This is a genomic window from Noviherbaspirillum sp. (assembly GCF_035254685.1).
Classification (GTDB): Bacteria; Pseudomonadota; Gammaproteobacteria; order Burkholderiales; family Burkholderiaceae_D; genus Noviherbaspirillum.
On record NZ_DATFAI010000022.1, the window covers coordinates 94,152 to 108,351 of the forward strand.

At 61.9% G+C, this 14,200-nt stretch carries 8 protein-coding genes; 5 read left to right on the forward strand and 3 right to left on the reverse strand.

Annotated elements, in window-relative coordinates:
- Positions 1-94: 94 nt before the first annotated feature.
- Both VJ698_RS08445 and VJ698_RS08450 read left to right on the forward strand, forming a co-directional pair.
- Positions 95-2,344, forward strand: coding sequence for a GGDEF/EAL domain-containing response regulator (locus VJ698_RS08445; RefSeq protein ID WP_324102300.1), 2,250 nt, complete (start codon positions 95-97; stop codon positions 2,342-2,344).
- A gap of 46 nt (positions 2,345-2,390) precedes the next feature.
- Positions 2,391-8,126, forward strand: coding sequence for a HAMP domain-containing protein (locus tag VJ698_RS08450; protein ID WP_414691143.1), 5,736 nt, complete (start codon positions 2,391-2,393; stop codon positions 8,124-8,126).
- A gap of 321 nt (positions 8,127-8,447) precedes the next feature.
- On the opposite strand, the gene xth is transcribed toward VJ698_RS08450, so the two are convergent.
- Both xth and VJ698_RS08460 read right to left on the reverse strand, forming a co-directional pair.
- Positions 8,448-9,212 carry an exodeoxyribonuclease III gene (gene xth, locus VJ698_RS08455; RefSeq protein WP_324102302.1) on the reverse strand — a complete coding sequence of 255 codons (765 nt, stop codon included), beginning with the start codon at positions 9,210-9,212 and terminating at the stop codon, positions 8,448-8,450.
- A gap of 17 nt (positions 9,213-9,229) precedes the next feature.
- Positions 9,230-10,738, reverse strand: coding sequence for a leucyl aminopeptidase (locus VJ698_RS08460; RefSeq protein ID WP_324102303.1), 1,509 nt, complete (start codon positions 10,736-10,738; stop codon positions 9,230-9,232).
- Positions 10,739-10,779: 41 nt separating this feature from the next.
- On the opposite strand from VJ698_RS08460, the gene lptF reads away from it, so the two are divergent.
- From lptF to VJ698_RS08475, 3 genes are read left to right on the forward strand one after another with little or no spacing between them, the layout of a single operon-like run.
- Positions 10,780-11,916, forward strand: a complete 1,137-nt coding sequence (gene lptF / locus VJ698_RS08465; RefSeq protein ID WP_324102304.1) for an LPS export ABC transporter permease LptF — start codon at positions 10,780-10,782, stop codon at positions 11,914-11,916.
- Positions 11,913-13,040 carry an LPS export ABC transporter permease LptG gene (lptG, locus tag VJ698_RS08470; RefSeq protein ID WP_324102305.1) on the forward strand — a complete coding sequence of 376 codons (1,128 nt, stop codon included), beginning with the start codon at positions 11,913-11,915 and terminating at the stop codon, positions 13,038-13,040. Before lptF ends, lptG begins: the two co-directional genes overlap by 4 nt.
- An 8-nt stretch (positions 13,041-13,048) precedes the next feature.
- Complete coding sequence (locus VJ698_RS08475) at positions 13,049-13,423, forward strand: CbiX/SirB N-terminal domain-containing protein (RefSeq protein WP_324102306.1); 375 nt, start codon at positions 13,049-13,051, stop codon at positions 13,421-13,423.
- Positions 13,424-13,471: 48 nt separating this feature from the next.
- Here the strand turns inward: VJ698_RS08475 and cobA are convergent, their stop codons facing one another.
- Complete coding sequence (cobA, locus tag VJ698_RS08480) at positions 13,472-14,197, reverse strand: uroporphyrinogen-III C-methyltransferase (protein WP_324102307.1); 726 nt, start codon at positions 14,195-14,197, stop codon at positions 13,472-13,474.
- Positions 14,198-14,200 lie beyond the last annotated feature (3 nt).

Below are 14,200 nucleotides of genomic sequence, written 5' to 3' on the forward strand. Positions count from 1 at the left end.
AAAACCGCGTTCGCCGAGCGCGGTTTTTTGCTTTTGGTGCAACGTGAAACGACTGTGACTGAAGACCGACCGAATTTGCCCGCAAGGCTTTCCCATGAACGAAGCTGACGAGATCAGAGTCCTCCTCGTAAACGACGATCCCGGCTCGCTGTTCGCACTGAGTACGATTCTCACTGATCTGGATGCCAGCATCGAGACCGCATCTTCCGGTGAAGATGCCCTGATGCGCCTGCTCAGACAGGATTTTGCGGTCATCATCCTTGATGTAAAGATGGTGGGCCTCGACGGTTTCGAGACCGCACGGCTGATCCGGCAGCGCCCGCGTTCGAGATACACCCCGATCATCTTTCTGACATCGCATCGCGCCACCGATCTCGACCGCGCGACCGGCTACGAGCTGGGTGCGGTCGATTACCTGTTCATGCCCGTCGCACCCGAAGTGCTGAAATCGAAGGTGCAGGTCTTCATTGACTTGGCGAAAAAGAATCGCCGCCGCGAACGCAAGGACGTTGAACTGGAGTATCTGAACCAGGCCCTCAAGCGCGAGCTTGAACATGTGACGCGATTGAACGAAGCATTGCGCCTGGAGATCGCCGCGCGCCAGCAGGCCGAGGATACGGCGCAGCGCAGCGAGATCGAACGCCTGATCGTGCAGCATGCGGGCGATTATGTGGCGCTGCTCGACGCGCAGGCAGGATGGGTGTATGCAAGCCCTTCCTATAACACCGCCTTCGGCATCGGGATCCATCCTGGGGAGCCGTATTTCGACATCGTCCATGGCGATGATCGCGAGCGCGTGCGCGCCGCGTTTTCCCGCATGATCGAAGGCGGGCCGCACACACGGCTGCAGTATCGCGTGCAGGTGCAAGACCATGGCGTGCGTCATCTCGAATCCGAGACCAGCCTGATCCGCAATCCGGGCGGCATGGTGGAACAGGTGGTGATGGTGTCGCGCGACATCACCGAACGCAAGGAAATGGAAGCCTACATCCTGCACCAGTCCTTCCACGACGCGCTCACCGGGCTGCCCAATCGCCTGCTGCTGGAAGACCGGATGAAGCAGGCGACTGCCCACTCGGGGCGCCAGCATGAAACGGTCGCCGTGCTGTTCATCGATCTCGACCGCTTCAAGGACATCAACGATACCCTGGGCCACGCCGCCGGCGACCGCCTGCTGCAGGAAGTGGCGGAGCGGCTCGGCCGCTGCGTGCGTGAAGAGGATACGGTGGCGCGCTTGAGCGGCGATGAATTCGTGGTGCTGCTCGCGGGTTTGCATGACGTGCAGGACGCAGCAGTGGTGGCCGACAAGATCGTGACGACTGTCGCAGAGCCGTGCCAGATCGCGGGCAGGGAGTTGCGCGTGTCGCCGAGCATCGGCATTGCGGTGTTTCCCAACGACGGCCAGAACATGGATCAACTGCTGCGCAATGCCGATACCGCGATGTACCATGCCAAGCAGGAAGGGCGTGGTCGCTTTTCCTTCTTCACGCCGGCCATGAACGAGGCTGCCGCGCGTCGTCTCTCCGTTGGCGGCGCACTGCAGCGCGCGATCCAGGAAGGTGAATTCATCCTGCACTACCAGCCGAAGATCAGCGCGGCGAGCGGCGAGATCTGCGGTTTCGAAGCGCTTATCCGCTGGCCGCAGGCAGAAGGGGAGTGGATGCCGCCGGCGCAGTTCATTCCGATCGCGGAAGAGACTGGGCGCATCGATTCCATCGGCAAATGGGCGCTGCATGAAGCGGCATCGCAAGTGCAGCGCTGGCGCGCCGAGGGCGTGCGCGGGTGCCCTGTCGCCGTCAATGTTTCGGCGCGCCAGTTCCGGCAGGACAGCGTGGCGCGCAGCATCGAGGAAGCTTTGCAGGAAACCGGCATTCCGCCTGCCATGCTCGAGGCGGAACTGACCGAGTCGGCGGTGATGAGCGACCCGGCCAAGGCCATCCAGGCATTGCACCAGATCCGCGACTTAGGCGTGCCGATTTCCATCGACGACTTCGGCACCGGCTATTCGTCGCTTGCCTACCTGAAGCGATTTCCGCTCGACAAACTGAAGATCGATGCGGCCTTCGTGCGCGACATCGTGACCGATCCCGAGGATGCCGCCATCGTGAAGGCCATCATCACGCTCGCGCACAGCCTCAACCTGACCGTGATTGCCGAAGGCGTGGAGACCGAGGAGCAGATGGGCTTTCTGATCGAACATGAATGCGACGAGTTGCAGGGCAATTTCTTCAGCGTGCCGGTGCCCACGGAAGAGGCGGCCGAACTTCTCAGGCGCGGGTGCTTTGATGTCGTCAACGAAGCCAGGAAAGGAGTCAAACGTGACGCAAGAGTCCGTAACGCATGACCGGCGCATGCATGCCAGGCGCGCAACCGACCGTCTTCCGCCCGGCATGGAACACATCGAAACCGGCATGCTTGACCGCGGCGTGTTGCTCCAGACGCTGATCGCGGTCCGCGACGGTGATTTCAGCGCGCGCCTGCCGGTCGACTGGGAGGGCATGGATGGCAGGATTGCGGATGCATTCAACGAGATCGTCTCCTCCAATGAACGCGTCGCCAGGAGCATCGAACAGGTGTCCTTCACTGTCGGCACCGAAGGTCAGCTGGGCCAGCGCATCGTGTTCGACAACTACAAGGGCGCATGGGGGGCGAAGGTCAGTGCGGTCAACACCCTGATCGATCGCCTGGTGCAGCCGGTGCGCGATGCGGGGCGCGTAATCGGCGCCGTGGCGCGCGGCGTGCTCACCGAGAACATGGAACTCGAAGTGGAAGGTCGGCCGCTGAAAGGTGAATTCCTCAAGAACGCGAAGACCATCAACACGATGCTGGACCAGCTGAACAGCTTCTCCAGCGAAGTGACGCGCGTGGCGCGCGAAGTGGGCACCGAGGGCAAGCTCGGCGGCCAGGCGGAAGTGCCCGGCGTTGCCGGCGTGTGGAAGGATCTGACCGACAACGTGAACGCCATGGCCGGCAATCTGACCGTGCAGCTGCGCGATGTGTCGAAAGTCGCGACGGCGATCGCCATGGGCGACCTGGGGCAAAAGATCACGGTCGATGTCCGGGGCGAAATCCTGCAGATCAAGGATGTGATCAACAGCACGGTGGACCAGCTCAATGGCTTTGCCGGCGAAGTGACGCGCGTGGCGCGCGAAGTCGGCACCGAAGGCAAGCTGGGCGGCCAGGCGGAAGTGCGCGGCGTGGCCGGCGTGTGGAAGGACCTGACCGACAATGTCAATGCGATGGCCGGCAACCTGACCGTACAGTTGCGCGATGTATCGAAGGTGGCCACCGCGATTGCCAACGGCGATCTCACACAGAAGATTACGGTCGATGTGAAAGGCGAGATCCTGCAGATCAAGGACGTGATCAACACCATGGTCGACCAGCTCAACAGCTTTGCCGGCGAGGTGACGCGGGTAGCGCGTGAAGTGGGCACCGAGGGCAAGCTCGGCGGGCAGGCGCAGGTACCGGGCATTGCCGGCACCTGGAAGGACCTCACCGACAACGTGAACGCGATGGCGAGCAACCTGACCGTGCAGTTGCGCGACGTATCGAAGGTGGCGACGGCCATCGCCAGCGGCGATCTCGGGCAGAAGATCACGGTCGATGTGAAGGGCGAGATCCTGCAGATCAAGAACGTGATCAATACCATGGTGGACCAGCTCAACAGCTTTGCCGGCGAGGTCACGCGTGTCGCTCGCGAGGTCGGCTCGGAGGGCAAGCTCGGCGTACAAGCGGCCGTGCCGGGCGTGGCAGGCATATGGAAGGACCTTACTGACAACGTGAACGCCATGGCGGGCAACCTGACCGTGCAGCTGCGCGATGTATCGAAGGTCGCCACCGCGATCGCCAACGGCGATCTCGGCCAGAAGATCACAGTCGATGTGAAGGGTGAGATCCTGCAGATCAAGGACGTGATCAACACCATGGTGGACCAGCTCAACAGCTTCGCTGGTGAAGTCACGCGGGTGGCGCGCGAGGTCGGCACCGAGGGCAATCTCGGCGGGCAGGCGCTGGTGCCGGGCATCGGCGGTACCTGGAAGGACCTGACGGACAGCGTTAACCTGATGGCGAGCAATCTCACGGCCCAGGTGCGCAACATCGCGGCGGTCACCACGGCGGTGGCCAACGGCGACCTGTCGCAAACCATTACGGTCGATGTGAAAGGCGAGATCCTCGAACTCAAGAACACCATCAACATCATGGTGGACCAGCTCAACAGTTTCGCCGGCGAGGTCACGCGCGTGGCGCGCGAAGTCGGCATCGAAGGCAGGCTGGGCGGGCAGGCGCAGGTCAAGGGCGTGTCCGGCGTCTGGCGCGGCCTGACGGACAACGTCAACCTGATGGCCAGCAATCTCACCGACCAGGTGCGTGGCATCGCCACTGTCACTACCGCGGTGGCCAACGGCGACCTGTCCAAGAAGATCACGGTCGACGTGCGCGGGGAAGTGCTGCAGCTCAAGGAAACCATCAACACCATGGTCGACCAGCTCAACGGATTCGCGGGCGAGGTCACGCGCGTCGCGCGCGAGGTGGGCACAGAGGGGCGCCTGGGCGGGCAGGCCTATGTGCCCGCCGTGGCAGGCGTGTGGAAGGACCTCACCGACAACGTCAACCTGATGGCCACCAACCTGACCGCGCAAGTGCGCAACATCGCCGCCGTGACCACGGCCGTCGCCAATGGCGACCTGTCGCGCAAGATCACGGTGGATGTGAAGGGCGAGATCCTGGAGCTGAAGAACACCATCAACATCATGGTCGACCAGCTCAATGCCTTTGGCAGCGAGGTGACGCGCGTGGCGCGCGAAGTGGGCACCGAAGGCAAGCTGGGCGGCCAGGCGAATGTGAAGGGCATTTCCGGCATCTGGAAGGACCTCACCGACAGCGTTAACCTGATGGCCGATAACCTGACCGACCAGGTGCGCGGCATCGCCAAGGTCGTGACGGCGGTGGCCGTCGGCAACCTGAAGCAGAAGATGATGGTGCCGGCCAAGGGCGAAGTAGCCTCGCTCGCCGAGACCATCAACAACATGGTCGATACGCTCGCCACATTCAGCGACCAGGTGACGCGCGTGGCCCGCGAGGTCGGCGTGGAAGGCCGCCTCGGCGGCCAGGCCGTGGTGCCCGGCGCGGCCGGCAGCTGGAAGGACCTGGTCGACAACGTGAACGAACTTGCCGCCAACCTGACCACGCAGGTGCGGGCGATCGGCGAGGTGGCGACCGCCGTGACCAAGGGCGACCTGACCCGATCGATCCAGGTCATTGCACGCGGCGAGGTCGCCGACCTCAAGGACAACATCAACCAGATGATCCGCAACCTGCGCGAGACCACGCAACGCAATACCGAACAGGACTGGCTCAAGACCAACCTCGCGCGCCTGACGCGCATGCTGCAAGGCCAGCGCGACATCATCACCATGTCGCGCACGCTGCTGTCGGAACTGGCGCCATTGGTCGGCTCGCAGCACGCCGTGCTGTACGTCATGCAGTCGGGGCAAAACAACCCCTTGCACCTCAAGCTGATGGCCAGCTACGGCTACCAGGAGCGCAAGAACCTGTCCAACGAATGGAGCATGGGCGAAGGTGTGGTCGGCCAGGCGGCGTTCGAGAAGCAGCGCATCTTGATGACCAACCTGCCGGACGATTACATCCAGATCGTTTCCGGCCTGGGGCAGGCTGCTCCGCGCAACATCGTCGTACTGCCGATCCTGTTCGAAGGACAGGTCAAGGCCGTGATCGAGCTTGCCGCGTTCGAGCGCTTCCAGGCGATCCACCTTAATTTCCTGGACCAGCTCGCAGAAGGGCTCGGCATTGTGTTCAATTCCATTGAGACGGCCTCGCGCACCGAGGCCTTGCTGCAGCAATCGCAGTCGCTTGCGAACGAGCTGAAATCGCAGCAGGATGAACTGCAGAAGACGAATGCGGAGCTGGAACAGAAAGCGCGCCAGCTCTCCGAGCAGAATGCGGAGGTCGAGCGCAAGAACCGCGAAATCGAAATCGCGCGCAGCAACCTGCAGGAAAAGGCCGAGCAGCTGTCGCTCACCTCGAAATACAAGTCCGAGTTCCTCGCCAACATGTCGCACGAGCTGCGCACACCGCTCAACAGCCTGCTGCTACTGGCCGAGCAGTTGCGCCAGAATCCGGAAAGCAACCTGTCGTCGAAGCAGCTGGAAATGGTCAAGGTGATCCACAGCGCCGGCAGCGAACTGCTGCACCTCATCAATGACATCCTCGACCTCTCCAAGATCGAATCCGGCAGCGCCACCCTCAGCATCGAGGATGTGCCGATGGCCGACATTTCCGAGCATGTGGAACGCACCTTCCGCCATCTCGCCGAAGTGAAGGGGCTGGCATTCGGGGTGGAATTCGCTCCGGATCTTCCGGCAATGCTGCACACCGACGCGCAGCGCCTGAAGCAGGTACTCACGAACCTGTTGTCGAATGCCATCAAGTTCACGTCCCGCGGCAGCGTGACCATTTCCGCGCACGTCGCCCGCTCCGGCTGGAGTTCCGAGCACAAGGTCCTCAGCCATGCGCCGCAGGTGATTGCGTTTTCCGTTGCCGACACCGGCATCGGCATCCCCGAAGACAAGCAGAGGCTGATTTTCGAGGCCTTCCAGCAGGCCGATGCGAGCACCTCGCGCCGTTACGGCGGAACCGGGCTGGGGCTGGCCATCAGCCGTGAAATCGCACATCTCCTGGGCGGTGAGCTTCAGGTGAACAGCAGAGAGGGCGAAGGCAGCGCCTTTACCTTCTACCTGCCGCAGCAGTGGCCGGACGGCACGGAAGCGCGGATTGAATCCAAGGCGCCGCCAAAGCCCCAGGCAGACAAGAATAAGGAGCCGCCACAGCGCCCGCGTGCGCCGCAGCTCCGGTCGGTTCCGACCGGAGAGGCATCGGCTACCGTGCCACAGACGGTTTTCGCAGATGATCGGACTTCGCTCACGCCACAGGACAACGTGCTGCTGATCATCGAAGACGATCCGGTGTTCGCGCGCGCCCTGCAGGAAATGGCGCATGACCGCGGCTTCAAGACGCTCGTGACGCCGAGCGGCGAGGAAGGTCTGGCACTGGCGCGTCGGCACCGGCCCGACGCAATCACGCTCGACCTGAACCTGCCCGACCTGGAGGGTTGGGATATCGTTGACCAGTTGAAGGCCGTGCCGACGACGCGCGAAATCCCGATCCATATCATTTCCGTGCGCGACCGACCGGCATCGACGGAACGCTTCGGTATCGCCAGCTATCTTGCCAAGCCGGTCGATGTCGCCACGCTGGCGCAGGTCTTCAGCCAGATCATGAAGGAAGCCCATCGCCCTATACGCGCACTACTGGTCGTGGAGAACGATCCGATGAAGCGGGAAGCCATCCTCAACGAGCTCAAGGGGGCGGATGTGGAACTCGACGCGGTGTCGAACGCCGGCGATGCGCGCGTTGCGCTGCAAAGCCGGCCTTACCAGGGCATCGTGCTCGACCTCGATCTGCCGGACATGGACGGCCAGGCGTTTCTGAAGGAAATCCGCGACGATCACCAACTTACGCATATCCCTGTCGTGATCTACACCGGCCGCCCGCTCGACCGCAGCACCGAAGATCAGCTCAGGCAAATGGGCGCGACCGTCGTCGCCGAGGGAGCGCGTTCGCTCGACCGTCTGGTGGTGGAAACCGAGCAGTTTCTGCAGCGGATCAAGACCGGGCTATCGGAACGCAAGCGCGCCATGCTGGAACAGCTCGCGCCGACCAGCCATCTGCTGGAAGGGAAGAAGGTGCTGCTCGTCGACGACGACGTGCGCAACCTGTTCGCCCTGACCGGACTGCTGGAAGACCACGGCATGACGGTGGTGACCGCGGAGAATGGCAGGCAGGCGCTGGAACAGCTCGAGCAGGCGAGCGATGTCGACATCATCCTGATGGACATCATGATGCCGGAAATGGATGGCTACGAAACCATCGGCAGGATCCGCAGCAATCCCAGGTTCCAAGATGTGCCGATCATCGCGCTCACAGCCAAGGCAATGAAAGGCGACCGGGAGAAATGCATCGACGCAGGCGCCTCGGACTACGCGTCGAAACCCATCGACTCGGAACAACTGCTATCACAGCTGAAATTGTGGTTGTTCAAGTAGGGGGGGTGTCCACGGAAGACACGGAAAGCACGGAAAATTTCTTGGCCTGTATTTCGGCCTTTTCCCTGTTTTCTGTGGATAGACACTGGCTGTCGGCGCGATGGTGTTGCTTGCCCGACTACAGGCCACAGAAACCACGAATGCATGGAAGAAAAACCATGAATTTTTCGTGCCTTTCGTGGGGCACGCCGAGTGTTTTTCGTGGCCTACCAAGAGGCGGACTGCGATCCTGTCCACGAAAAACACGAAAGGCACGAAAGGCACGAAAGGCACGAACAGCCTTTTGGTGGACATCTTCGTGCTTGTCGTGGGCAACCTGGACTAGTCGAGCGTTGCCACCACCGGCGCATGATCCGACGGTTGTTCCCATTTCCGTGGAACCTTGTCGACGATGCAGCCGCTGCAGCGTCCTGCAAGCGAAGGCGTGAGCAGGATGTGGTCGATGCGCAGGCCCATGTTGCGACGGAATGCCATCATCCGGTAATCCCACCAGCTGAAGATTTTTTCCGGCTGTTCGAAGAGGCGGAAGGCATCCTTGAAACCGAGGTCGAGCAGGCGCCGGAATTCGGCACGTTCCGCGTCCGACACCAGAACCTGCCCTTGCCATGCGACCGGATCGTGCACGTCGCGGTCTTCCGGCGCGATGTTGTAATCGCCCAGCAGCGCGAGGCTCTCGTGGCTCTTGGTTTCATCGGTCAGCCAGTCGTGCAGGGCATCCAGCCAGCGCAGCTTGTACTGATATTTGTCGGAGCCCACCGCCTGGCCGTTCGGCATGTAGGCGCATACCACGCGCATGCCCTCGACGGTGGCGCTGATGATCCGCTGCTGCTCGTCTTCGAAGCGCGGATTGTTGCGCACGACTTCGCTCATCGCATGCTTCGACAGAATGGCGACGCCGTTGTAGGTTTTCTGCCCGCTGAAGATGACCTGGTAGCCGATCTTCTCGATGTCCGCGACCGGAAACTTGTCATCGGTCAGCTTGGTCTCCTGCAGGCACAGCACATCGACCGGATTGTCCGTCAGCCACTGCACGACCTGTGGCAGGCGGACTTTCAGGGAATTGACATTCCAGGTGGCTAGCTTCATGCCGCTTGTTTTTCCGCTTACTTGCTGCTCGCGCGATTCAGCAGGAAGGTGGTCAGCAAGGGCACCGGACGGCCGGTTGCGCCCTTGGCAGCGCCGCTCTTCCATGCCGTGCCGGCGATGTCCAGGTGTGCCCAGGTGTACTTCCGCGTGTAGCGTTCAAGGAAGCACGCGGCCGTGATGCTGCCGCCCGGAGGACCGCCGATGTTGGCCATGTCGGCGAAGTTGGATTTCAGCTGCTCCTGGTAGGCATCCTCGATCGGCATGCGCCATGCGGTGTCGCCCGCGGCCTTGCCGGCTGCGAGAAGATCGTTGGCCAACTCGTCATGGGCTTCGTCATGGCGCGTGAACAGGCCGGTGTTGTGATGGCCGAGCGCTGTGACGCAGGCACCGGTGAGGGTGGCGATGTCGACCACCGCTGCCGGCTTGAAGCGTTCGACATAGGTCAGCGCATCGCACAGGATGAGGCGGCCTTCGGCATCGGTGTTCAGGATTTCAATGGTCTGTCCGGACATCGAGGTCACGATGTCGCCGGGTTTGGAGGCGCGGCCGGACGGCATGTTTTCGCAGGTCGGTATGACGCCGAAAACGTTCATCTTCAGGCCGAGTTCGCCGATCGCGCGGAAGGTGCCGAGGACCGAGGCGGCACCGCACATGTCGTATTTCATTTCGTCCATGCTGGCGCCCGGCTTGAGCGAAATCCCGCCGGTGTCGAAGGTGATGCCCTTGCCCACGAGGACGACTGGCGCGTCCTTGGTCTTGCCGCCCATATGCTTGAGGACAATGAACTTGGGCGGTTCTTCGCTGCCCTTGGTCACGGAGAGGAAACTGCCCATCTTCAAGGCTTCGATCTGCTTGCGGTCGAGCACCTCGACGCCGAACCCGAATTCCTTCGCCAGTCTCTTTGCCGTGTCGGCAAGATAGGTCGGCGTGCAGATGTTGCTGGGAAGGTTGCCAAGGTCCCGGGTCAGGTCCATGCCGTTGGCAATGGCAACGGCTTGCGCGGCGGCGGCCTTGGCGGCCGGTGCATCGGCGCCGGAGGCCAGGAAGCTGACCTTCCTGACGCCGCCCTGCGCCGGTTCCTTCTGGCTCTTGGTGGTATCGAAACGGTAAGCGGCGTCGCGCATGGCCAGCACGGCGGCGCGCACTGACCAGGCAGCATCGCGCGATTTGACCGCATCGAATGGCAAGGCGACTGTGCCCTCGGCCGCGCCAAGCGTCGCGAATACCCGCGCCGTTGCCTGTACCGCCGACGAGAAATTCTTTTCGGTGAGCGCTTCGTCCTTGCCCAGGCCGACCAGCAGGATACGCTCGGCCGCGCCGCCCGCCACGCCGCGCAGGAGCAGGGTGGTGCCGGGCTTGCCGGTGATGTCGCCGGATTTCAGCGCAGCGCTGATTTCGCCCTTGCGATCCAGTTCCTTGGCGGCCTGCGAAAGTTTCTTGTCTTCAAATACGCCTACTGCAATGCAGCCCGTCTTCACGGCAGCCAGGCCGGTTTTGGCGTCGATCGGTTTTATGCTAAAGTCCATAAGTCTCTCCTTCTCCAGACGCAATTATAGTCTTCTATTCAATGATCTTTCAGCGCGCACTTCGACGCGAACTGGTCAGCACCGCTGGCGCCGTCTTTACCACGCTTTTCACCATCACTATCACTGTCATGCTGATCAAGATCCTCGGCCAGGCCGCAGGTGGCAAGATCGGCTCGCAGGACGTGGTCGCACTGATCGGCTTCGCTGCGCTGCGCTATCTCTCGATCATCCTGATCCTGACCGGTTTCATTTCGGTCCTGGCCGTCGTCACCCGCAGTTATCAGGACTCCGAAATGGTGGTCTGGTTCGCATCCGGCCTGAGCCTGGCGCGCTGGATCAGGCCGGTGATGACGTTCGGCGCGCCGATTGTCATCCTGATCACCGCCCTGAGCTTTGTCGTGACACCCTGGTCGAACCGCAAGAGTGCCGAGCTGCGGGAGCGCTTTGAAAAGCAGAACGACGTCTCCAAGGTGGCGCCCGGCAAGTTCCAGGAATCGGCGTCGGCCGAACGCGTCTTTTTCGTCGAGGCGGTCAGCGGCGATGCCAGCAAGGTCAGGAACGTGTTTGTGAATACCGTGAAAGATGGCCGGGCGAGCGTGGTGGTGGCAAGGGAAGGCACGATCGCGCTCGATGAGCGCGGCGACAAGTTTCTCGTCATGAACCAGGGTCGCCGCTACGATGGACTGCCGAACCAGCCGGATTTCCGGGTCATGGAGTTCGAGCGTTACGGCGTGCTGGTGGCGCGCCAGTCGCAGGCGCTGGTTGGCGACAATTCGGCACGCGCGCTCTCAACGCCGCAATTGCTGGCCAACATGAACGATCATTTCAACCGCGGCGAGCTGTTGTGGCGGGCATCGCTGCCCATCATGGGTCTGCTGCTGATGTTGCTCGCCATTCCGCTGAGCTTCGTGAATCCGCGTGGCGGGCGTTCAGCCAACCTGCTGATTGCGCTTTTGCTCTATGTCGTTTACAGCAACATGGTCAGCGTGCTGCAGTATGCGGTGCAGCAGCAGCGCATGCAGTTGTCGGTGGCCTGGTGGCCGATACATCTGGTGGCGATTGCCATGGTCGCCGGGCTTTTCTCCTGGCGCCTGTTCATCAATAGCCCTTATCATCCGGCAACCATATGGGGAGCGATGAAGCGCTCCCGTCAGGTTCGAAAGGCTGGCGCGAAATGAAAGTGCTGGATCGCTACGTCGCGCAGGAGATCGTGAGCGCAGTGCTGTTCGCGCTGATCGCATTTCTTGCGCTGTTTGCCTTCTTTGACCTGATCAACGAGTTGCCGCAGATCGGACGCGGCGGCTATCAGCTGCAGCATGCGTTTCTCTACGTGGCACTGGGCTTGCCCGGCTATGTGTACGACCTGATGCCGATCGCAGCCCTGATCGGGACCATCTATGCGCTCGCCCAGCTTGGCGCCCGTTCCGAATTCACCATCATGCGCGCCTCAGGCCTGTCCACAGGGATGGCGGGATGGATGCTGGCGAAGATCGGCATCGTATTTGTGCTGATCACTTTCCTGTTCGGCGAATTCATTGCGCCGGCCAGCAGCGAGATGGCGGAACGGTGGAAATTGCAGGCGCAGGGTTCCAACCTGTCCCAGCAATTCCGCACTGGCCTCTGGACCAAGGACCTGATCCGTGAAAACGGACTGACCGGGAAACCCATCGGCTCGCGCTTCCTGAACGTCAGGACGGTTAATCCGGAAGGGCAACTGCAGGGCGTGAAGTTTTACGAATTCGATCACGACTTCCACATGACCGGCGTTATCACGGCAGACCATGCCGATTACCAGGGCCACAATGTCTGGCGCCTCGCGAACGTCACGGAAACCAGTTTTTCCACCCGCAGCCCCGACATTTCTTCAACCGTCTCGACTGTCAATGAGCCCTACAAGGACCTGGTATCCGAGATCACGCCGGACATCCTGTCGGTGCTGTTCGCCGATCCCGACCGCATGTCCGCTTACGGCCTGGCGACCTACATCAAGCATCTCGCGGAGAACAGCCAGAACACGCAGCGTTATGAGATTGCGTTCTGGAAGAAGCTGATCTATCCGCTGGCGGTGATGGTGATGATGGCGCTCGCCTTGCCTTTCGCCTACCTGCACTTCCGTGCTGGCGGCGTGAGCCTGAAGATTTTCATCGGCATCATGATCGGCGTCAGTTTCCAGTTGCTCAACAGCCTGTTCTCGCATCTCGGCCTGCTCAACACCTGGCCGGCGTTCGCCACCGCGGTGCTGCCGAGCGCAACCTTCCTGCTGGTGGCGATCGGATCGCTGCTCTGGGTCCAGAGGCATTAGGGGGCTTCATGACACAACGCGCGCTCATCCTGTTTGCCCACGGCGCCCGAGATCCGAGGTGGGCGGAGCCGTTCCGCCGGCTGCAGCAGATCACCCAGGCGCAAGCACCGGACGCGAAGGTCGAGCTGGCTTTCCTGGAACTGATGTCGCCGCGGCTGCCCGAGCTGGTGCGCAAGCTGGTGAACGACGGGTGCGCGGATATCTCCGTCGTCCCGGTTTTCTTCGGGCAGGGCGGGCATGTGCTGCGCGACCTGCCGCTGATGGTTGAACAGCTGAAAAAGGAAAACCCCGGCCTGAACCTGAGAACGGCTGCGGCAGTGGGCGAGGATGCGGATGTCCTGAATGCGATCGCGCGTTACTGCATCACATCGCTGGGTATCTGAAAGATTCACGGGGCGTGCGGCCCCGATTCATGGCAGGTTCAGTGAGCTTCAATCGCGCGGCGCGAGCGCTTCGCCGATCATGACCAGCACCGGGCCATGGCATCCCGCCAGGCCGTTTTCCAGCTCACCAAGCTGCAGGCGCAGCACACGCTCATTATCGCGACTGCAATTTTCCACCACCACGACAGGCAGCGTGGGCGGCTTGCCTTGCCCCAGCAGTTTTCGCGCAGTCGTGACGGCTTCCTTGCCGCCCATGTATTGGATCAGCGTATCGCAGTCGGGGAGCGTGGTTTGTTCCGGATGACCGGGTGCGGTGCTGGACGTGAAAAAGCCGACGCTGCGTGCAATGCCGCGCCTGGTCAGGGGTTGTTTCGTTGAAGCGGCGGCCGCGAGCGCGGCCGTGATGCCGGGAATAATCTCGACCTCAATGTTTTCTGCTTCCAGCGCGCGCAGTTCCTCATCCGCACGGCCGAACATCATCGGGTCGCCACCCTTCAGGCGAACCACCAAGGCATATCGTCGTGCGCACTCGACCAGCTTGTCGTTGATCTCCGCCTGCGCAGTGGAACGCTGTCCGGAGCGCTTGCCGACGGAAATCTTCTCCGCCTGCGGACAGAGCTGCAGCATCTCGTCGGTGACCAGCGCGTCGTACAACACGACTTCGGCTTGCGCAAGAAGGCGCGCGCCGCGTACCGTGACCAGGTCCGCGGCGCCGGGGCCCGCACCCAGCAGGATAACCTTGCCGGTCTTTTTCCGTGCGGAGGAGGAAGGCATGGG

Bases quoted from the DNA above. Each gene is read 5' to 3' on its own strand.
- VJ698_RS08445 (WP_324102300.1), top strand. From the start codon at position 95: ATGAACGAAGCTGACGAGATCAGAGTCCTCCTCGTAAACGACGATCCC.
- VJ698_RS08450 (WP_414691143.1), top strand. From the start codon at position 2,391: ATGGAACACATCGAAACCGGCATGCTTGACCGCGGCGTGTTGCTCCAG.
- xth (WP_324102302.1), bottom strand. From the start codon at position 9,212: ATGAAGCTAGCCACCTGGAATGTCAATTCCCTGAAAGTCCGCCTGCCA.
- VJ698_RS08460 (WP_324102303.1), bottom strand. From the start codon at position 10,738: ATGGACTTTAGCATAAAACCGATCGACGCCAAAACCGGCCTGGCTGCC.
- lptF (WP_324102304.1), top strand. From the start codon at position 10,780: ATGATCTTTCAGCGCGCACTTCGACGCGAACTGGTCAGCACCGCTGGC.
- lptG (WP_324102305.1), top strand. From the start codon at position 11,913: ATGAAAGTGCTGGATCGCTACGTCGCGCAGGAGATCGTGAGCGCAGTG.
- VJ698_RS08475 (WP_324102306.1), top strand. From the start codon at position 13,049: ATGACACAACGCGCGCTCATCCTGTTTGCCCACGGCGCCCGAGATCCG.
- cobA (WP_324102307.1), bottom strand. From the start codon at position 14,197: ATGCCTTCCTCCTCCGCACGGAAAAAGACCGGCAAGGTTATCCTGCTG.